At 69.5% G+C, this 19759-nt stretch carries 14 protein-coding genes; 7 read left to right on the top strand and 7 right to left on the bottom strand.

What is annotated here, in order from left to right; all coding sequences use genetic code 11:
* Both rsgA and bcp read left to right on the top strand, forming a co-directional pair.
* The coding region (rsgA, locus tag ACFPZL_RS01400) for a ribosome small subunit-dependent GTPase A (RefSeq protein ID WP_382334587.1) at window positions 1-799 on the top strand (799 nt) is incomplete at its 5' end.
* An 86-nt stretch (window positions 800-885) separates the two neighbouring features.
* The gene (gene bcp / locus ACFPZL_RS01405; protein ID WP_218115204.1) at window positions 886-1359 is read left to right on the top strand and encodes a thioredoxin-dependent thiol peroxidase; all 474 of its coding nucleotides are present in this window, start codon (window positions 886-888) and stop codon (window positions 1357-1359) included.
* Window positions 1360-1432: 73 nt separating this feature from the next.
* Here the strand turns inward: bcp and ACFPZL_RS01410 are convergent, their stop codons facing one another.
* On the bottom strand, window positions 1433-1864 hold the full coding sequence (locus ACFPZL_RS01410) for a hypothetical protein (RefSeq protein WP_218115206.1): 432 nt from the start codon (window positions 1862-1864) through the stop codon (window positions 1433-1435).
* 190 nt (window positions 1865-2054) lie between these two features.
* Between ACFPZL_RS01410 and ACFPZL_RS01415 the strand changes: the two genes are divergently transcribed.
* Together ACFPZL_RS01415 and ACFPZL_RS01420 are read left to right on the top strand one after the other, a co-directional pair.
* Window positions 2055-2303 carry a WhiB family transcriptional regulator gene (locus tag ACFPZL_RS01415; protein WP_218115208.1) on the top strand — a complete coding sequence of 83 codons (249 nt, stop codon included), beginning with the start codon at window positions 2055-2057 and terminating at the stop codon, window positions 2301-2303.
* A gap of 169 nt (window positions 2304-2472) precedes the next feature.
* Window positions 2473-5502: a hypothetical protein gene (locus tag ACFPZL_RS01420; RefSeq protein WP_218115210.1), complete on the top strand. Its 3030-nt coding sequence runs from the start codon at window positions 2473-2475 to the stop codon at window positions 5500-5502.
* Between the two features lie 48 nt (window positions 5503-5550).
* Here ACFPZL_RS01420 and argG read toward each other — a convergent pair whose 3' ends face one another.
* The 3 genes from argG to ACFPZL_RS01435 form a co-directional block, all read right to left on the bottom strand.
* Window positions 5551-6972 carry an argininosuccinate synthase gene (gene argG, locus ACFPZL_RS01425; RefSeq protein ID WP_218115212.1) on the bottom strand — a complete coding sequence of 474 codons (1422 nt, stop codon included), beginning with the start codon at window positions 6970-6972 and terminating at the stop codon, window positions 5551-5553.
* Between the two features lie 112 nt (window positions 6973-7084).
* Window positions 7085-8761, bottom strand: a complete 1677-nt coding sequence (locus ACFPZL_RS01430) for an amidase (protein WP_218115214.1) — start codon at window positions 8759-8761, stop codon at window positions 7085-7087.
* A gap of 35 nt (window positions 8762-8796) precedes the next feature.
* Window positions 8797-9723 carry a LysR family transcriptional regulator gene (locus ACFPZL_RS01435; RefSeq protein WP_236022043.1) on the bottom strand — a complete coding sequence of 309 codons (927 nt, stop codon included), beginning with the start codon at window positions 9721-9723 and terminating at the stop codon, window positions 8797-8799.
* A 65-nt stretch (window positions 9724-9788) separates the two neighbouring features.
* Here ACFPZL_RS01435 and ACFPZL_RS01440 point away from each other — a divergent pair, with 65 nt between their 5' ends.
* A complete protein-coding gene (locus tag ACFPZL_RS01440) occupies window positions 9789-11444 on the top strand; it encodes an aminotransferase class I/II-fold pyridoxal phosphate-dependent enzyme (protein ID WP_218115216.1) in 1656 nt (551 codons plus the stop codon).
* Here ACFPZL_RS01440 and ACFPZL_RS01445 read toward each other — a convergent pair.
* Window positions 11428-12594 carry an acyl-CoA dehydrogenase family protein gene (locus ACFPZL_RS01445; RefSeq protein ID WP_218115218.1) on the bottom strand — a complete coding sequence of 389 codons (1167 nt, stop codon included), beginning with the start codon at window positions 12592-12594 and terminating at the stop codon, window positions 11428-11430. The two genes, ACFPZL_RS01440 and ACFPZL_RS01445, sit on opposite strands and share 17 nt — an antisense overlap.
* A 73-nt stretch (window positions 12595-12667) precedes the next feature.
* Window positions 12668-13903, bottom strand: a complete 1236-nt coding sequence (locus ACFPZL_RS01450) for an acyl-CoA dehydrogenase family protein (RefSeq protein WP_218115226.1) — start codon at window positions 13901-13903, stop codon at window positions 12668-12670.
* A 258-nt stretch (window positions 13904-14161) separates the two neighbouring features.
* On the opposite strand from ACFPZL_RS01450, the gene ACFPZL_RS01455 reads away from it, so the two are divergent.
* Both ACFPZL_RS01455 and ACFPZL_RS01460 read left to right on the top strand, forming a co-directional pair.
* Window positions 14162-16039: an alkyl/aryl-sulfatase gene (locus ACFPZL_RS01455; protein WP_218115227.1), complete on the top strand. Its 1878-nt coding sequence runs from the start codon at window positions 14162-14164 to the stop codon at window positions 16037-16039.
* Window positions 16040-16190: 151 nt separating this feature from the next.
* Window positions 16191-18515 carry an FdhF/YdeP family oxidoreductase gene (locus ACFPZL_RS01460; protein WP_218115228.1) on the top strand — a complete coding sequence of 775 codons (2325 nt, stop codon included), beginning with the start codon at window positions 16191-16193 and terminating at the stop codon, window positions 18513-18515.
* Between the two features lie 43 nt (window positions 18516-18558).
* On the opposite strand, the gene ACFPZL_RS01465 is transcribed toward ACFPZL_RS01460, so the two are convergent.
* A complete protein-coding gene (locus ACFPZL_RS01465) occupies window positions 18559-19587 on the bottom strand; it encodes a hypothetical protein (RefSeq protein WP_218115229.1) in 1029 nt (342 codons plus the stop codon).
* Window positions 19588-19759: the final 172 nt, after the last annotated feature.

Here is a 19759-nt window from a genome sequence, read left to right on the forward strand (position 1 = left end):
GATCGTGATCGGCGACCGCGCCCAGCTGGTGGGCGACACGAGCGGCGACGAGGGCTCGCTCGCCCGCATCGTCGGGCTCGAGGAGCGCCGCACCGTGCTGCGGCGCAGCGCCGACGACAGCGACCGGCTCGAGCGGGTCATGGTGGCGAACGCCGACCAGATGCTGATCGTGATCGCCGCCGCGAACCCCGAACCCCGGGTGCGCCTGGTGGATCGCTATCTCGTCGCCGCCTACGACGCCGGGATCCGGCCGCTGCTCTGCATCACCAAGGTGGACCTCGCCGACCCCGAACCGTTCCTCGGGCACTTCGCGGCGCTCGACGTGCCCGTGTTCCGCTCGGCCCGCGGATCGGAGCCCCTCGCCGAGATCCGGGAATCGCTCGCCGGCCGGACAACGGTGTTCGTCGGGCACTCCGGCGTCGGCAAGTCGACGCTGATCAACGCGCTCGTGCCGGAGGCCGAACGCGAGACCGGCCGCGTCAACGAGGTCACCGGTCGGGGCCGCCACACCTCCTCCTCCTCAGTCGCTCTGCGCGCCGCGACGCCCGGCGCTGCGGGCGGTGATTCCGGCTGGGTCATCGACACTCCCGGCGTACGCTCGTTCGGTCTCGGCCATGTGACGAGCGAGGGGATCCTGCGCGGTTTCACGGATCTCGCGGAGATCATCGAGGAGTGCCCCCGCGGCTGCACCCATCTCGAGGACGCGCCCGACTGCGAGCTCGACGCGGCGATCGCCGACGGACGCCTCGACGCGGCGGGAGCGCTCCGGGTCGATTCGCTGCGCCGGCTCCTCAAATAGGCGGGAACGAGCGCGGGTTCGCACCGTCTCGCACGGCGGGCGATCGGGTGACCGAGCGCTTGCCCGAACCTCGCTAGGCTGGTGGGATGACCGCACGTGTGATCCTCGAGCCCGGAACGCCAGCCCCCGATTTCGCCCTCCCGGACCAGTCCGGGGCGATCCGCAGCCTCGCAGAACTGCGCGGCGGCAAGGCGATCCTCTTCACCTACCCGGAGGCGATGACCCCGGGCTGCACCACCGAGGCATGCGACTTCCGCGATTCGATCGCTCCGCTCGAGGCGGCCGGCTACACGGTGCTCGGGATCTCCCCCGACCAGCCCGAGCGGCAGGCGCGCTTCGCCGAGCGCGACGGCCTCACCTACCCGCTGCTCTCCGACCCCGATCACACCGTGCTCGAGGCCTACGGCGCCTGGGGGGAGAAGCAGAACTACGGTCGCACCTACATCGGCGTGATCCGTTCGACGTTCGTGATCGACGAGGCGGGCAGGATCGAGCACGCCCTCTACAACGTGAAGGCGACCGGGCACGTCGGGCGCGTGCGCAAACTGCTCGGCGTCTGAGCGGCCCGGCGGTTGCGCCTCGGGGTGACACCGGGGCGACAGCCTCGTGCCCTGCCTCGGAGACTCGCGAGGGTCACACCTCCGTGGTGGTGCCGTCCTCATCGGCCGCGGCCGTGTACTCGGGCCGCGCGGCGAGCGCCGAGAAGAAGCCGACGAAGGCCGCGATCACCAGCGACCAGCCGATCCACGAATCGGCGAGCCCGTACTGGAGGATCCCGGTCCCGGCGGCGAACATCAGCACGTGCAGCGTCAGCGCGGAACCGCGCGCCCAGCTCGCCCGGGCGCGCAGGGCGCCGGTGAAGGTGACGGCGATCCAGACGATCGCGAGCAGCCCGCCGAGCAGTACGCTGACCCGCTGACCGGCTTCTTCGCCGTCAGCCGCGAAGAAGGCGACCCCCAGCGGGATCAGCGCGATCACGCCCGCCACGGTCTCGATTCCGAGCAGCGCGAGGAGGATCCCCCAGGCCCGTCGGGAGCGCAGCTGGCCGGCGGGAGAAGCGGTCATGACTGGGACCTTTCCTATAAGTGACAAAAAAACTATTGCCTTACGTAATGTTTCATGGAAACATATATTTCATCGAGTTTCGCGCACGCTGGTGTGAGCATGCTCAGCCACAACCAGTTGATCGCGCGAGATCAGGCTACCGGCCACCGGTGGGTTTTTCGCGCGCGCACGTGCACACAAGGAGGAACCCATGGATTGGCGCGAACAGGCAGCCTGTCTCACCGTAGACCCCGAGCTCTTCTTCCCAGTCGGCAACACCGGCCCGGCGGTCGACCAGATCGAGCGAGCGAAGGCCGTCTGCGCCCGCTGCAAGGTGACCGAGATGTGCCTGCAGTACGCGATGGACACCGGCCAGGATTCCGGCGTCTGGGGCGGCCTCAGCGAAGACGAGCGCCGCGCCCTGAAGCGCCGCGCCGCTCGCGCCCGCCGCGCTTCCTGAGCGCTCCGCGACGACGAGACGAGGGGCTCCGGATCATCATGATCCGGAGCCCCTCGTCATGCACACCCGCATCGCGCCCGGCCATCAGCCGAAGGTCATCGAGAACCTATGGCCGTACGAATTACGGATCTGTCACGGGTACTCCCGCACCGAGCCATACACTCGCCGCATGAAACAGCGGAAAACTGCGGTGGTCGCGCTGAGCGGGATACTCGCGATCTCACTGGTCGTCGCGCTCGCTCCTTCGCTCGCACTCGCCGACGAACCCTCCCCTGAGGCACCTGCGGAACAGACGCCATCGCCGCCGACGCCCGCGGCCGAGGCGACACCGCAAGAGCCGGACACCGCGGCCGAGCAGTCTGAGCCGCGCCCGGAACCTCTGGAAGTGACGGCCGGCGGAGCCGAGACCGCGAAAGGCGGAGACCTGGTCTCCCTGTCGAAGCCGCTCACCGTGCGCGGGTCGAAGACCCTCGGCTCGTCGTGGTCGTCGGTGGCGATCACGACGCAGAAGTCGCTGCCCGACGCGCTGGCCGGCTCGGTGCTCGTCTCGGTGAAGGCATCCGGAGCGAAGAAGAGCGGCAGTGTGTCGATCCGGGCGAAGGGGTACACCGGAAGCGGCGCGGTGGTGGTGAGCTACAGGAAGACGGCGAGCGCGACCAATCTCTCGCTCGTGAAGGTCGGTCTCGGCGGCGCGATCCAGGTGCGTGCGAGCGCCGGCAGCCCGAAGGTCCTCGTCAAGGTGCTCGGCTGGGTTCCGACCACCTCGGCGCTGGTGGTGCCCGAGAAGGCGCCCCTGCTCGCGGCCGTCTCGGTGTCGAAGTCGACGAAGACGGTGAAGGTAGCCGGCATCTCCGGCATTCCCAAAGGAGCGGCCTCTGTCATCGTCGCCGTGCGGACCTCGAAGGCCAAGGCGGGCACGCTGGCGCTCTCGACGCGCGGGGCGAGCAGGCCGGCGCGCGGCATCGGCTTCGCGACGGCCGGCCAGACCTCCTTCGCCGTCGTCACCCCGGATGCGTCGGGCCGGATCTCGCTGAGCGCGCTGAGCGGGAAGGCGAGCGTGCGACTCCAGGTGCTCGGCTGGAGTGCGGGGACGACCACGCTCGTCGCGCCCGCCCGGCCCACCGGCGGAAAGCTGTCGTCGACCTCGAAGAAGAAGATCACGATCGCAGGGACCAGCGGCATCCCGAAGTCGGCGAAAGCCGTGGCCGTGACGCTGAACGCACCGAAGGGGTGGAGCGTCAAGATATGGGCGAACTCTCGCGGCACCGGCACGCCGCTCGTCTCCGCAGTCTCCACCGGGGCCGCGCAGCAGGTCTGGGTGCCGGTGCCGAAGGATCGCGCCATCGCCGTGCAGGCAAAGGCGCCGAAGACGAAGTCGAAGAAGAAGACCAATGCCGTCGCGACCACGATGTTCGGCGGGTACATCGATGCCGCCTCTGCCGATCAGATGCTCTCGATCACGCCGAAGGCCGGCACGCACCTGCTCTCCGCAGGCGACGTCCTGGCGGAGCGCGAAGGAGGGATCATCGATCTGGCGGCCAGTTCCGGCGGCGCCCAGGTGGGCGATCACCTCTTCGTCCGCTCGGCGCAGAGCGCCCCCTATCTCGGCCGCGTCGTCGCGAGCGAGGCGCTCGGCAACGGGAGGACGCGCGTCACGCTGCAGAGCATCAACTCGCTGTCGGAGTCGTTCGACGAGTACGACGCCCACTTCGCCGGCGAGATCGAGGACTCTCAGCAGGTGGCGAGCCCGGCAGCCTCCGGGAGCGTGGTGCCGGGGGCTTCCGCGATCCCGGGAATGCCCGGATCCATCGGCATGGACTTCCTCGAATCCGAGCACTGGAACTGCGGTGGATCCGTCGACCCGCGTGAGATCATCTCCGTCGGCGTCGCCTATGAGGGATCCGTAAACCTCGACGTCAGTTTGTCCGGGCGCTCCATCGACTTCTCGTCGAAGGGCGCCATCTCGATCACCTTCACCTTCCTCGGCGGTGCCTCGGTCTCTTGCACGGTCTCCGGCGAGTTCCCGGGCGGCATCCCGATCCCGGGCACCGGACTGACGATAGAATTCGGTGGCGAGGGCGTCGTTCAGGTGAGCAATCCGAGCTCGGAAGATGGCGGATCCCTCTCCGTGACCGGTGGGATCCGCGCGTACACGGGTTTCTACTACATCGACGGGGAGAAGGGCGGGACCGGCACGGCGAACCCGTTCGCGGTCTTCCGCGCAGCCGACGATCGCGAGGCCACCGCTCAGCTCGACCTCGGGCTGACCACGTCGGTCACGATCGCCGATGTGCCGTTCGTTCCGGAGCCCTACGAGGTGGAAGCGGGCTTGACGACCGGCGTGAGCTTCAGGATGGAAGCGCCGTCGCCGAACGACGACCCCTACCACCGCACGCTGCGCGGCCCCCGCTGCATCGATCTCACCGCCACGCCGTTCGTCAAGTTCGGAGCGAAGGTCGCCATCGTGCTCGCCCCCGACATCACGTTCGAGCTCGATCCGATCGAGGGCGATCCCAGGCTCCTCTACGCCGGCCCATGCATCGGCTACACCGGCACGGTCACGACCGTCATCTCGTGGCCCGAAGCGCCGACCGGCAGCTGTACCGCTGAGCATTGCGGCCTGGAACAGCGGATCGATCGCACGATGACCAAGACGCTGATCGGGCAGGCCGCCGACTTCGGCAGGTTCTACGACTGGACCTCGGGGCCCTGGGGAGCCCCGATCTCGCAGCCCTACACGTGGCAGTACTCCCAGAACGACTATGCGAAGTGGTCGCACGACCCGTGCTGGGCCGGTCTCGGCTGCGGCGAGATACTCTGCCAGGCCGAGACGACCTCCACCGGTACCGGTACCGTGGGTTGGAACCCCGACAACCCGACCGAGGCGTGGTTCCTCAACGGCTACGACTCGCCGAACTTCGCCACCGACCGGGACGGCGTGCCCATCGGCACGGTTCCGCAGACCGTGAAGACGACACCGGTTTCAGGAGACGGCGGAACCTATTGCCCACCGGACACCACGACCTCCGGCGTGAACCCGCAGATGTGGAGCACCGCGTACTTCGAAGGCGCGCTGAATCCTCTGCTGATCACACGCCCGACGATCAATCTGACCCTCACCGGCATGTACAGTCAATGGAGGCCAGAGCTCACCTACACGACGACGGTCAACCTCGTCCGCCACGAGTACCAGCGCTAAGGCGTGTCTCGCAACGACGAAGATCCACGAGACACGCCCTGGCGGCATTCAGTCGGTGCCCGCGTCGAATGCCGCGCTGAGGCCGAGCTCGTCGGCCTCCTCGTCGATCCCGCCCACGGCGTCGGCGATCTGCTCGGCCCCGCCGGCCTCGAGGCGACCCACCAGTTCGGCGGTCGCACCGCCGACCATGCCGAGCGCGGCGTACTGCTCGAGGCGCTGGCGCGAGTCGGCGATGTCGAGGTTGCGCATGGTGAGCTGGCCGATCCGGTCCTCCGGTCCGAATGCGGCGCCCACGGTGCGCTCCATGGAGAGCTTCTCGGGGTGGTAGCTGAGGTTCGGGCCCGAGGTGTCGAGGATCGTGTAGTCGTCGCCGCGGCGCAGGCGCAGGGTGACCTCGCCGGTGACGGCCGAGCCGACCCATCGCTGCAGCGACTCGCGCAGCATGAGGGACTGCGGATCGAGCCAGCGGCCCTCGTACATGAGGCGACCGAGTCTGCGTCCGTCGTTGTGGTAGCTCGCGAGGGTGTCCTCGTTGTGGATCGCGTTCACGAGGCGCTCATAGGTGATGTGCAGCAGCGCCATGCCCGGCGCCTCGTAGATGCCGCGGCTCTTGGCCTCGATGATGCGGTTCTCGATCTGGTCGGAGGCGCCGAGCCCGTGGCGCCCGCCGATCGCGTTCGCCTCGTAGACGAGCGCCACCGGGTCGTCGAACTCGACGCCGTTGATCGCGACCGGTCGGCCGGCCTCGAAGCGCACCGACACCTCCTCCGTCGCGACCTCGACATCGTCGCGCCAGGCGGCGACCCCCATGATCGGCTCGACGATGTCGAGGCCGGTGTCGAGGAACTCGAGGCGCTTGGCCTCGTGGGTCGCGCCCCAGATGTTCGCGTCGGTCGAGTAGGCCTTCTCCGCGGAATCCCGATAGGGGTAGCCGTGGGCGACGAGCCACTCGCTCATCTCCTGGCGACCGCCGAGCTCCTCGACGAACTCCTTGTCGAGCCACGGCTTGTAGATGCGCAGCGCCGGGTTCGCCATGAGCCCGTAGCGGTAGAAGCGCTCGATGTCGTTGCCCTTGTAGGTCGATCCGTCGCCCCAGATGTCGACGCCGTCCTCCTTCATGGCGCGCACGAGCAGCGTGCCGGTGACCGCGCGGCCGAGGGGCGTCGTGTTGAAGTAGGTCTTGCCGCCGGAACGCACGTTGAACGCACCCGTCTGCAGGGCGACGAGGCCCTCCTCGACCAGGGGGCGCTTCGCGTCGACGAAGCGGGCGATCTCGGCCCCGTACTCCTTGGCGCGATCCGCGACGCCGTCGATGTCAGGCTCGTCGTACTGGCCGATATCGGCGGTGTAGGTGCAGGGGATGGCGCCCTTGTCGCGCATCCACGCCACCGCGCAGGAGGTATCGAGGCCGCCGGAGAACGCGATGCCGACGCGCTCGCCGACGGGCAGGGAGGAAAGCACCTTAGACATGCTCTCTATCCTAGGCCGCGCGGGACGCCGCCTCGTCCACCGGCGAGCCCCCAGCCGTCCGCCCGGCACCGGAACGGAACCGCGGCACGGCACTCGGCTGCGGCGCGCGGGCTCAGTCCTCGGGCAGCGGCGGAGCCTGCCGCAGGGCGGGCCCCTGCTGTTCGAAGGCCGTCGCATAGCCGAGCAGCGCGGGATCGTCGTAGGCGCGGCCGGCGAAGGTCAGCCCGACGGGCATACCGATGTCGGTCATCACCCCCATCGCAACAGTGATGCTCGGGATCCCGAGGTGCCGCAACGCGTAGTTCCCGTTGGAGAAGAACACCCCGTTCGACCAGGCGTGATCCGCAGCCTCGGGATCCCGCTCGGCGTCCTCGCGCCCCACGTCGGCGTTCGCGGGGAAGACGATCGCGTCGAAGCCCTGCTCGCCGAGCCAGGCTTCGAAGAGCTCCTCGCGCAGCTGCACCAGTGCGCGCAGACCCTCGGCGAAATCGGCCCGCTCGCGCGGATCGGGGATGCCCTGTTTCGCCATGGCGACCGTCGCCCGGTACCGGTTCTCGTAGTCGTCGATCTCCTCGTAGCGGTCGGGCAGCGTGCCGGGCGGGGTCGGGAAGATGAGATCCGGATCCACGACCGAGAGGTCGGGGATCGCGGGGTCCCCGTTCGCGCGGAGGAAGTCGTCCCAGCCGAAGGCGAGGAAGTCGGTGAACTCGGTGTCCATCCAGCCCTCGGGCAGCACACCGAGCGCGGCCACGTTCTCCTGCCCCGGGCGGTCCCCCTCGTACTGCTCGATCAGCGGGAAATCCGTCTCCACGACCTCCGCACCCAACCGCTCGAGCCGCTCGCGCGCGCGATCCCAGAGCGCCAGCACCGAGGGTCGCACGGCGATCGGGAATCGCGGATCCCGGCCCAGATACATCCGCGGCACCGCGAAGCGCCGTCCCCGCAGCGCGTCGGGGTCCACGAGATCGCGGTAGGAGCCGGGACGGTGCTCGCTCGGCTTCGGCAGCGCGACCGCCTGCTGGTTCCGCCAGAAGTCGCCGCGGGTGATCGGGTCGTCCTGCACCAGCACGTCGAGGACGCGCAGCATGTCGGGCATCGACCGCGTGTGCGGCACGACCACGTCGCGCGCCGGGAAGAGCGGCCAGTTGCCCCGGATCGAGAGGATGCCCCAGCTGGGCGTGTAGGCGCAGAGCCCGTTGTTGGAGGCGGGGCTCCGTCCGCTCGACACCGTCTCCTCCCCCATGCCGAAGACCGCCATGCTCGCCGCGGTCGAGACGCCGGATCCGTTCGACGAGCCGGAGGCGTACGCCGCGGCGAGGTATCCCGGGTTGTAGGGGCTCTCGGCGCGCCCGTAGACGCCGCGCTGCATGCCGCCGTCCGCCATCGGCGGCATGTTCGTCTTGCCGATGAGCACCGCTCCGGCCTCGCGCAGCTTCTCCACGGAGAAGGCGTCCCACTGCGCGACGAGCTCCTGGAAGGCCGGGGATCCGGAAGCCACCGTGAGCCCCTGCACCATGTAGGAGTCCTTCACCGTGAAGGGCACGCCCTCGAGCGGACGGGCGTGCCCGGCGGCGCGTCGGCGATCGCTCTCGGCGGCCTGCTCCAGCACCTCCGGGTTCAGCACCGGCACCGCATGCAGCCGCGGACCGTTCCGGTCGAGCCGGTCGATGCGGCGCAAGCACCATTCGGCGAGCTCGACGGCGTTCACCCGCCCCTCGTCGAGTGCGGCCAGCGTCTGCTCGATACTCGCCTCGATCGGGTCGAACCGGGGTGCTGCTTCGTCGCTCATGCTGCCACTGTAGCGCGCCGCACGCGGAGGATCCCTCAGCCCGAGGAGCCGCCCTCGTCACCGTCGTGAGTCCGCGCCTGGAGGATCCGACCGAGCCACCGCACGACCGCGGGTACGGGACCGCTCCGCGTCACGAACGACACCCGGCGCTCGCCCAGATCCTGTGCGGCGGGCCGGAGTACGACGTCGAAGTCCGCGTCGACCGCGGCCTCCGTGGTGAGCGCGAAGCCCAGTCCCTCTGCCACCAGTCCGTGGATCATGTACAGGTCGTCGGTCCGCATCAGCTCGCGGATCTCGCCGCCGACCGCCTGCGACGTCCGCTGCAGCACGCGGTCAGACGCCTCGTCCCCGCTCCGGCTGCAGACCCAGGCGACCTCGGAGAGGTCGGCGAAGTCGAGCTCCGCATGCTCCGCCCAGGGGCTCGATGCGGCGAGCATCACCCGGTACGGCTCCGACAGCAGCGGGTGCAGCGCGAGGTCGGGCGCATCGAACGCGGGCTCCGCCGAGGTGTCGTAGATGAGACCCGCGTCGACGTCCCCGTTGCGCAGGAGGCGCACCACTTCCCTCGGTTCTGCTTCGATCGCTTCGATGCGGACCGGGCTTCGGCGCTGGAGCGCCGCGATCGCCGCCGGGAGGAGCCGGGATCCGAGCGAGGCGAAGGTGCCGATCCGCAGGGTCGCGAGGCCGGCATCTCGTCGCTCCACGAGGGAGCGCTCCGCCCGGTCGATGCGCGCCAGCACCGGCTCGATCTCATCGGCGAAGTACTCCCCCAACGGCGTGAGCCGTGCTCCGCCTCGGGCCCGTTCGACCAGCGCGGTTCCCAGATGCGCCTCCAGCGCGTTCAGGTGGTGGGTCACGGTCGGCACGCCGTAGCGGAGCGCCTCGGCCGCCCGGGTCAGGCTGCCGTTCTCGCGGATCGCGAGCAGGACGCGGAACTGCTGCAGGTTGAGCATGGCATACATCGTATGTCTATATGCACCAATTCCTGATATATCGGCGATGCCCCGCGCTCCCTACGCTGGGGATCATGACCGTTCCCGCCGCAGCCGCAGCCGATGTCACCGATGCCACCGACGTCCGGATCACCGATGACCTCCTCTTCGCCGGACTCTCAGGAGCCGCCGGAGTAGCCGATGCCACCGACGTCGCCGAGCCGACGGGCGACGCCGAAATCCCCCCGCAGCAGTTCGAGGCGCCCTTCGCCGACGGGCTGCGGGCGCTCGCCGCGCACGACTGGCAGCGGATGCACGTGCCGGCCCACCATGGCAGCGCCGAGAACGCGCCGGGAGTCTCCGGTCTCGTCGGCGCGGAGGGGCTGGCGATCGACTTCCCCATGCTCTTCAGCAACGTCGACCAGTCGACCTGGCGACTCGTCACCCCGGGACGGGTCACTCCGCTGATGCGCGCGCAGGAACTCGCCGCGGAGGCCTGGGGCGCGAGCCGCACCTGGTTCGTCACCACTGGCGCCTCAGGATGCAACCACATCGCGACCACCGTCGTCCGAGGCCTCGGCGACGAATGCATCGTGCAGCGCAGCGTGCATTCCAGCGTGATCGACGGCATCACCCGCCTCGACCTCACTCCGCACTTCGTCCACGGCACCGTCGACACGGGTCTCGGAGCCGCGCACGGCGTGACCGCGTCGCAGGTCGAGGCGGCGCTCGCCGCCCACCCCGGCAGCGCGGCCGTCTACCTCGTATCCCCGAGCTACTTCGGCGCGGTGGCGGATATCGCCGCCATCGCCGACGTCGCGCACCGGCACGACGTGCCGCTCGTCGTGGACGAGGCCTGGGGCGCGCATTTCGGCCTGCACCCGGCGCTGCCGACGAACGCCGTGCGCCTCGGCGCCGACCTCGTGATCTCGAGCACCCAGAAGGGTGCCGGCTCGCTCGCCCAATCGGCAATGCTGCAGCTCGGACACGGTGCGCAAGCGGAACGGCTCGAGGAGCTGGTCGATCGGGTCGTCCGCTCCTACCAGTCGACCAGCACCAGCTCGATCCTGCTCGCCTCGCTCGACGAGGCCCGCCGCCACCTCGTGACGCACCCGGAGATGATCGAGCGCGCGCTCGCGTCCGCGAGCCGGATCCGCGAGCTGGTGCGCGGCGACCGCAGGTTCCGGGACGCCACCCCCGACATCCTCGCGGTGCCTGACTCGATCGCGAACGATCCGTTCAAGATCGCGATCGACACGCGCGGCGCGGGCATCACGGGAGGCGACGCGCACCACCTGCTGCTCCGGGATCACCGGGTGTACTGCGAGCTCTCCACGCCCGCGGCGCTGCTGCTGCTCGTGGGAGCGACCTCCCCCGTCGACGTCGACCGGTTCTGGGGAGCGCTGCAGTCGCTGCCCGAGGCCGAGACCGAGCCTGAGCGGCCCGTCTCGCTCCCCGCGAGCTGCGAGCGCGCGATGGGCCTCGGGGAGGCGTTCTTCAGTCCGGTCGAGTTCGTGCCGTACACCGCGGCCGTCGGCCGCGTCTCCGCGGATTCGCTCGCCGCCTACCCGCCCGGCGTGCCCAACGTGCTACCCGGCGAGACCCTGAGCGCGGAGGTCGTCGCGTTCCTGCGCGCGACGGCCGCCGCGCCATCCGGATACGTGCGCGGCGCGGCAGATCCCTCGCTCGACCAGTTCCGCGTCGTCGCGTCGACGCCGGCGCAACAACGCTCCGCTACTTCCGCCCGGTGACGGCGCGCGCGACGATCTCGCGCATCACCTCGTTGGTGCCGCCGTAGATCCGGTGCACCCGCGCATCGAGGAACGCCCGGGCGATCGGGAACTCGGTGATGTAGCCGTAGCCGCCGTGCAACTGCACGCCCTGGTCGAGGATCTCCCACTCCCGCTCGGTGCACCAGAACTTGATCTTCGCCGCTTCGTCCGCAGTCAGCCCGCCCCGCTCGTAGAGCCGCATGGCGCGATCGACGAACGCCCACATCGCGTCGACGGCGGTCGCCATCTCAGCGAGGCGGAAGCGGGTGTTCTGGAAGTCGGCGATGGGCTGCCCGAAGGCCTCGCGATTCGCCGTGTACTCGAGGGTCCACTCGAGCGCTGCCTGACCGACGGCCGCGGCCACCGCGCCGATCGAGAGTCGTTCGAGCGGCAGATTCTCCATCAGCTGCACGAAGCCTCGGCCCTCGACGCCGCCGATCAGGTTCTCGTCGGGCACGAATACGTCGCTGAAGCTGAGCTCGGCGGTGTCGTGCCCCTGGAACCCCATCTTGTGGAGCGTCCGGCTGTGGTCGAAACCGGCCATGCCGTCCTCGACGATGATCAGGCTGAAGGCGTCGGGCCGATTGCCCTCGCCGGTCTTCACGAAGGTGACCACCATGTCGGCGGTCCTACCGCTCGAGATGAAGGTCTTCGCGCCGTTCACGAGGTACCCGCCGTCCACCTTCTTCGCGGTCGTCGAGACGGCGCGCAGGTCGCTGCCGGCGCCCGGCTCGGTCATGCCGAGCGCGCCGAGGACCTCGCCGGTCGCCATGCGCGGGAGCCACTTCTGCTTCTGGGCGTCGGTGCCGAAACGCGCGATGTAGGGCACCGCCAGGTCATCCTGAATGCCGACCGCTCCGGCGAGCGACGAACCTGCGCCGACCCGCACCAGCTCCTCGTTCACGACGGAGCGGAAGCGGTAGTCCGTCAGCATGCCGGCGCCGCCGAACTCCTCGGGGACCGAGAGCCCGATGACGCCGTGCTCCCCCGCGAGCCGCATCGTCTCGCGGTCGACCTCGCCGGCTTCGTCCCACTGCTGCATCTTCTCGGTGGTGACGTGGCGCTTGATGAACTCCTTCATCATGTCGCGGAACGCGTCATGATCCTCGTCGTAGACATCGCGTTGCATCTCCGGCACCTTCCCTCTCCTGCCCCGCCCGCGTCGGGCGACGGCCCTCATGCTCGATTTCAGACTCCCACACTCAGGCGAATGCCGAGAAGCCCGTGATCTCGCGCCCGATGATGAGCGCTTGAACGGTCTCCGTCCCCTCGTAGGTGTGCAGCGCCTCGATGTCGGCGAAATGGCGGGCCACTCGGTTCTCGAGCAGGATCCCGTTGCCGCCGAGCAGGTCGCGCGCATCCGCAGCCATGGTCCGGGCCGCCCGGGTCGCCGTGTACTTGCCGAGCGAGGCGCCGGGTCCGCTCAGCTCCCCCGCCTCCTCGGCGCGCGTGAGCTGCATGAGCAGGGTCTGCAGGCTCGTGAGGCTCGAGAGCATCGCGGAGAGCCGGCTCTGCACGATCTGGGACGCGGCGAGCGGCCGACCGAACTGCACCCGCTGCTTCGCGTAGAGGACGGCGGTCTCGTAGACGGCCGTCGCCTGGCCGAGGGCGCTCCACGCGACGCCGAGCCGGGTCGCCTGGAGCACGCGAGCGGTATCCTTGAAGCTGTTCGCCCTCGGCATCCGGGCCGAGGCGGGCACGCGCACGCCGTCGAGCTCGATGTGCGCCTGCCAGATCGCACGCAGCGAGATCTTCCCCTCGATCGTGGTCGCCCGGTAGCCGGGTGCGTCCTGCGGCACGAGGAACCCCTGCACCTGCCCGTCGTCGCCGCGCGCCCAGACCACGGCGACCCGGCCGACGCTGCCGGAGCCGATCCATTTCTTGTGCCCGTCGATCACGTATCCGGCGCCGTGCTCGTCGTCGACTGCTCGGGCGCGGGTCTCGAGGCTCACGGAGTCCGAACCGTGCGTGGGCTCCGTCAGCGCGAACGCGCCGAGCTCGGTGCCGTGGGCGAGCGGCGCGAGCCAGCGATCGCACTGCTCCTCCGATCCGCACAGCGCGACGGAGCGGAGCGCCAGGCCGCCCTGCACCGCCACGATGGTCGCGATCGATCCGTCGCCGCGCGAGAGTTCCATCGTGGCAAGGCTCGCCGCCAGGAGGCTCTGCTCGGGGAAACCGGGCACGTCGACGCCGTCGCGCAGCAGGTCGAGCTCGCCGAGCCTGGCCGCGAGCTCCAGCGGGTAGTCGGCCCGATCCCAGTAGCCGTCGATCACCGGCCGCACCTCGTCCTGCACGAACGCGCGAGCGCGATCCCGATACGCGAGATCCTCGGCCGGCAGACCGCGGAACACGCCCGCGACGTCCGGATCCAGGGGCTCCCACAGCTCGTACTCAGGCTCGGCGGTCCCCTGCGGGGTGCGTTCGGGGGCTGCGGTCATCGATGACTCCCTTCGGATACGGCGGCGGCGCGACGATCATGCGATGGTCGCGTGACCGTCGCGCCGCGCCGTGGCGGCTGCGTTGCGCTCTCCGCCGATCGTGCACCCGCTACAGCCCGAAGGCAAGGGACTCGTAGCTTCTCCACAATGCAGCCCTCGATTCCGGCGGAGATCCGCCGGGCCCGGATCCCATCTCCGAGCCCGTGCTGAATACTTGCCGTACGACCAATACGGATCGCCAATAGTCAGGAGTCGTCCATGTCGCATCCGCAAGCGAGCTCGTTCGTCCGCGCGGCCCATGCCCGCGCGCGCTCCACGCTGCCCTTCGACGATACGCGAGATTTCGACGATGCGAATCGCGGGTTCATCGCGAGACCCGTGCACAACACGGTGCGTGCGGACGACGGGCGGGTCGTGTGGGACAACGACTCCTACGGATTCCTGGAGGGCGAGGCCCCGGACACCGTGCACCCGAGCCTCTGGCGCGTGTCGAAGCTCAATGCGATCGACGGGCTCTTCGAAGTCGTACCCGGGATCTATCAGGTTCGCGGCTTCGATCTCTCGAACCTCAGCATCGTCGAAGGAGACACCGGCATCGTCATCATCGATGCGCTGACGACCAGGGAGCCCGCCGCCGCCGCGCTCGCCTGGTACCGCGAGCATCGCGGAGACCGCCCCGTGACGGCTGTGGTCTACACGCACTGCCATGTCGATCACTTCGGCGGCGTGCTCGGCGTGACGGACCAGGCGGCGGTGGATCGCGGCGAGGTCAGGATCATCGCGCCGGAGGGCTTCACCGAGCACGCGGTCTCGGAGAACGTCTACGCCGGTACGGCGATGGGCCGCCGCGCCGGCTACATGTACGGCGCGGCGCTCGAACGCGGGGTGGACGGCGGCGTGGGCTCGGGCCTCGGGCAGGCGCCCTCGACCGGCACCATCGGGCTGATCGTGCCCACCGACTTCATCACGCGGACCGGGCAGACGCTGACCGTCGACGGCGTGGAGATGGAGTTCCAGCTCGCTCCAGGGACCGAGGCCCCTGCCGAGATGCACATCTATCTGCCGCGCTTCCGCGCGCTCTGCATGGCCGAGAACGCGACGCACACGCTGCACAACCTGCTCACGCTGCGGGGCGCGCTGGTGCGCGACCCGCGCGGTTGGGCCGGCTACCTGACCGAGGCCATCGAGACCTTCGCCGAGCGCAGCGACGTGGTCTTCTCGCCGCACCATTGGCCGACCTGGGGCTCCGAGCGCATCCTCGAGTTCCTCTCGCTGCAGCGCGATCTCTACGCCTACCTGCACGATCAGACGCTCCGGATGATCAACCAGGGCTACCAGGGGGCCGAGATCGCCGAAGAGATGCGGCTGCCGCCTGCCCTCGAGAACGCGTGGCACACCCGCGGCTACTACGGTTCGGTCAGCCACAACGTCAAGGCCGTCTACCAGCGGTACATGGGATGGTTCGACGGCAACCCCGCCCGGCTCTGGCCGCATCCGCCCGCCGAGCAGGCCGCGCGCTACGTCGAGGCGATGGGCGGCATCGATCGGGTCGTCGAGCTCGCACAGGCCGCGTACGACGCGGGGGACTACCGCTGGGCGGTGACGCTGCTCGACCACGTGGTCTTCACCGACCGGGATCACGCGGCCGGTCGCGCGCTCTACGCCGACTCGCTCGAGCAGCTCGCGTTCGGCATCGAGAACGCGACCTGGCGCAACTTCTTCCTCTCCGGGGCGGCGGAGCTGCGGGGCGGAAACTTCGGATCCCCGACGAACGTGGATTCGCCCGAACTGCTCGGCCGGCTCTCGCCCGCCCAGATCTTCGACTCGCTCGCGATCCGTGTGAACGGGCCGGAGGCGTGGGACGAACGGATAGTGCTCGACATCGCGCTGTCCGATCTCGACGAGACCCACCGTCTCTCGCTGCGCAACGGCGTGCTCATCCACCGCCGGCGGATCGACCGCGACGGCCCTGCCGACGCGACGATCCGAGCCGTGACGACGCTGCGCCTGCTCGCCCTGCTCGCGGGCGACGACGCCTCCCCCGGCATCGAGATCGCCGGCGACGCGCAGGTGCTCGGGCGGCTGTTCGCGGTGCTGGACGCCCCGGACCCGGCGTTCGACATCGTGCTGCCCTGACCACGGGGCCGGGTCCGCGTCCGCGTAACTCCACCGGCGCGTCGGATCCGCCCCCTCGGACGGCGGTCCCCATCTGCACGGGCAGGCAATCGCACTGATCGGGGGGTATCGTGGGAGGAGCCCCCAAATTGCCCCGACGAAGGATGCGATCATGTCCCCCAAGCCGCTCCGCGACGACTTCTCAGACGCGGACATCGAGGTCACGAAGCCGAAGACCTACGCAGCCGGAATCGGGGGCGTCTTCCACTCGATGGAGCCGGCGATCACGCAGATGGGACTCGCCCGCACCGCGAAACTCATGACGAAGATCAACCACAAGGGCGGCTTCGACTGCATGAGCTGCGCGTGGCCCGACCCCGACCACCGCAAGATCGCCGAGTTCTGCGAGAACGGCGGCAAGGCGGTCACCTGGGAGGCCACTCCGCTCAAGGTCGAGCGCTCCTTCTGGCAGGAGCACACGATCTCGTCGCTCGAGGACAAGACCGAGTACTGGCTCGGCATGCAGGGCCGCCTCATCGAGCCGCTCCACAAGGCGAAGGGCTCCGACCGCTACGAGCCCATCGGCTGGGATCGCGCGTACCAGATCATCGCGGATCACCTCAACGCGCTCGATCATCCCGATGAGGCCGCGTTCTACACGAGCGGCCGCGCCTCGAACGAGGCCGCGTTCCTCTACCAGCTCCTGGCGCGCGTCCTCGGCACCAACAACCTCCCCGACTGCTCCAACATGTGCCACGAATCGACCGGCACGGCGATGAGCTACAGCGTCGGGATCGGCAAGTCCACCATCGCCTACAACGACTTCGCGAAGTCCGACCTCATCATCGTCATGGGGCAGAACCCGGGCACCAACCACCCCCGCATGCTGACGGCCCTGCAGGAGGCGAAGGAGAACGGCGCCAGGATCGTCGCGGTGAACCCGCTGCCCGAGGCCGGCCTCATCGGCTACAAGGATCCGCAGCGCGTGCGCGGCTACCTCGGCAAGCCGACGGAGATCGCCGACGACTTCCTGCAGATCCGCCTCGGAGGCGATATGGCGCTGCTGCAGGCCGTGTCGAAGCGCGTGCTCGAGGCCGAGCAGCGCGCTCCCGGCACGGTGCTCGACCGCGCCTTCATCGACGAGCACTGCGACGGCTTCGACTCGTTCGAAGCGCACATCCTGCAGCTCGACGAGCGCGAGGTCGAGCAGGCCACCGCCCTGAGCCGGGCCGAGATCGACGCGCTCGCCGACGCCTACATCGCAGCTGACCGCGTGATCATCTGCTGGGCGATGGGCATCACGCAGCACCGCAAGTCCGTCGACACCATCAAGGAGATCATCAACCTGCTGCTGCTGCGCGGCAACATCGGCAAGCCGGGGGCCGGCGCCTCGCCGATCCGCGGCCACTCGAACGTGCAGGGCGACCGCACGATGGGCGTGTGGGAGCAGATGCCCGACTCGTTCCTCGACGCGCTCGGCGAGGAGTTCGGCTTCGAGCCCCCGCGCAGCCACGGCCTCGACGCCGTGCACGGGATCCGAGCCCTCGATCGAGGCGAGGTCAAGGTGTGGATGGGCCTCGGCGGCAACCTGCTCGGAGCCATCTCCGACACCAACCTCGCGGAGTCGGCGATGCGGAAGACGAAGCTCAGCGTGCAGCTCTCCACGAAGCTGAACCGTTCGCACGTGATCACCGGCGAGGAGGCCCTGATCCTGCCCGTTCTCGGTCGCACCGAGGTCGACATGCAGGCCGCCGGGCCGCAGTACGTGACGGTCGAGGACTCGGTCTGCGCCGTTCACGCTTCGCACGGCCAGATCGAACCCATCGCGTCGACGGTGCGCTCCGAGACCGCCGTCGTCGCCGGCATCGCCCACGCGACGTTCGGGGACCGCCACGGCATCGACTGGCTCGCCATGATCGACGACTACGACGTGATCCGGGATCACATCTCCCGCGTCGTGCCCGGCTGCGAGGACTACAACGCGAAGACCCGCCAGCGCGACGGTTTCGTGCTCCCGAACGGCCCGCGCGACGAGCGCCGCTTCGACACCGAGACCGGCAAGGCTCGGATCACGACGAACGAGCTCGAGCCGGTGCACTGCCCGCCGGGACGCCTGATCCTGCAGACCATGCGTTCGCACGACCAGTTCAACACGACCATCTACAGCCTCAACGATCGCTACCGCGGCATCAAGAAGGGGCGCTACGTCGTCTTCGTGCACCCGGACGACCTCGCCGATCTCGGACTGGAGGACGGGCAGAGCGTCGATATCTTCAGCGAGTGGAAGGACGAGCCGGATCGGGTGCTGCGCGGGTTCCGCGCAGTGGCCTACCCGACCGCGCGCGGATGCGCCGCGGCCTACTTCCCGGAGGCGAACGTGCTCGTGCCGCTCGACAGCACCGCGCTGGAGAGCAACACGCCCGCGTCGAAGGCCGTGATCGTGCGGCTCGAGCCCGCGTCGGTCCCCGCCGGGGTCGGCCGCCCCGTCGTCGTCTGACGGACCCGCGCCCGGGCGGGGTGCGGGGCACGGGAGCCGGGCGCTACTTCGCGACCCGCTTGCTCGCGCTCGTCTTGCTCAGCTTCACGTAGCCGGACTTCGTCCCGGTGACCGCGACCGTGATCCTCTTGCCCGCGTACTTCTTCGCGACCGTGTACGTCGACTTCGTCGCCCCGGGGATCTTCACTCCGTTCGCGTACCACCGGTAGCTGCGCTTCACGCCGGCGGGCTTCCAGGTGCCCGGCTTCGCCGTGAGCTTCTTCCCGACCTTCGCGGTGCCCGAGATGCGAGGCTTCGGCGCGGAGAGCGTGCCCTTCGCGATCGTCTTCGCCGCGCTGACGGCCGTCGCTGATTTGAGCCCTTCGGCCGCACCGAGCACCCGTGCGCTCAGCTGCTTCCCGGCATCCGCCGCGACCGGTGTGTAGCTCGCCCGGGTCGCCCCGGGGATCGCCACCCCGTTGCGCAGCCACTGGATCAGATAGCTGTACTCGACCGCGGCCCCGTCTTCCTCCGCCGGCAGCCAGGCGCCGGGAGCCACCGTGAGCCGCTTGCCGACCTTCGCGGCGCCGGAGACCTTCGGCGCGCCCGCCCCCATGCACGATTCGTTCCCGTACGCGCAATGGAAGAACCCGGTGCCGGTGCTCGCGCTGAAGACTCCTGGATCTCGAGGATCCGCGGAGAGTCGCGTGCCGGCGCCCGACAGCCACAGCGTCTGCTGCTCGGCCTCCCAGTCGTTGACATGCGCGTAGTGCGTCCAGTCGACGCTCAGGGTGTAGTGGCCGTCGGCCGCTCCGGCGAACGACCAGCGCAGTCGCTTGGTCGCGGCGTCCCAGGCGAGATCCGCCTGGGGATCGACGACCCCGATCAGCGTGTGCACGAAGATCTCGTATCGGGTCACCTCGTCGTCTGCGCCGAAGTCGCCGAACTCGATCAGATTCCCCTCGATGTCGTACGGCGGCGCCGACTTCGCGGGGAACTGGATCACGCCCGAGATCGTCACGCTCTCGTCCGCCTGCGCCGGCAGAGCGGCGCCGAAGCAGGCGAGCCCGACGCTCGCGAGCAGCGCGAGCACCGTTCGGAGCCGGGTACGGCCTCGAGGAGTGGAGACGTGTGAACCGCGCGAATCCGGCATCTGCGTTCCCCCTCGAACACCGGCGCATCAGGGACCGATGCGCCGCGAGGGTTCCCCGATGAGCCCCCGGCTGTTCACACCCTACGACTGCCGAGCCCGCGCCGCAATGGTG

Origin of the sequence: Leucobacter soli, from assembly GCF_042659205.1 — a bacterium.
Taxonomy (GTDB): Bacteria; Actinomycetota; Actinomycetes; order Actinomycetales; family Microbacteriaceae; genus Leucobacter; species Leucobacter soli.

Bases quoted from the DNA above. Each gene is read 5' to 3' on its own strand.
- bcp (WP_218115204.1), top strand. From the start codon at position 886: ATGACCGCACGTGTGATCCTCGAGCCCGGAACGCCAGCCCCCGATTTC.
- ACFPZL_RS01410 (WP_218115206.1), bottom strand. From the start codon at position 1,864: ATGACCGCTTCTCCCGCCGGCCAGCTGCGCTCCCGACGGGCCTGGGGG.
- ACFPZL_RS01415 (WP_218115208.1), top strand. From the start codon at position 2,055: ATGGATTGGCGCGAACAGGCAGCCTGTCTCACCGTAGACCCCGAGCTC.
- ACFPZL_RS01420 (WP_218115210.1), top strand. From the start codon at position 2,473: ATGAAACAGCGGAAAACTGCGGTGGTCGCGCTGAGCGGGATACTCGCG.
- argG (WP_218115212.1), bottom strand. From the start codon at position 6,972: ATGTCTAAGGTGCTTTCCTCCCTGCCCGTCGGCGAGCGCGTCGGCATC.
- ACFPZL_RS01430 (WP_218115214.1), bottom strand. From the start codon at position 8,761: ATGAGCGACGAAGCAGCACCCCGGTTCGACCCGATCGAGGCGAGTATC.
- ACFPZL_RS01435 (WP_236022043.1), bottom strand. From the start codon at position 9,723: ATGTATGCCATGCTCAACCTGCAGCAGTTCCGCGTCCTGCTCGCGATC.
- ACFPZL_RS01440 (WP_218115216.1), top strand. From the start codon at position 9,789: ATGACCGTTCCCGCCGCAGCCGCAGCCGATGTCACCGATGCCACCGAC.
- ACFPZL_RS01445 (WP_218115218.1), bottom strand. From the start codon at position 12,594: ATGCAACGCGATGTCTACGACGAGGATCATGACGCGTTCCGCGACATG.
- ACFPZL_RS01450 (WP_218115226.1), bottom strand. From the start codon at position 13,903: ATGACCGCAGCCCCCGAACGCACCCCGCAGGGGACCGCCGAGCCTGAG.
- ACFPZL_RS01455 (WP_218115227.1), top strand. From the start codon at position 14,162: ATGTCGCATCCGCAAGCGAGCTCGTTCGTCCGCGCGGCCCATGCCCGC.
- ACFPZL_RS01460 (WP_218115228.1), top strand. From the start codon at position 16,191: ATGTCCCCCAAGCCGCTCCGCGACGACTTCTCAGACGCGGACATCGAG.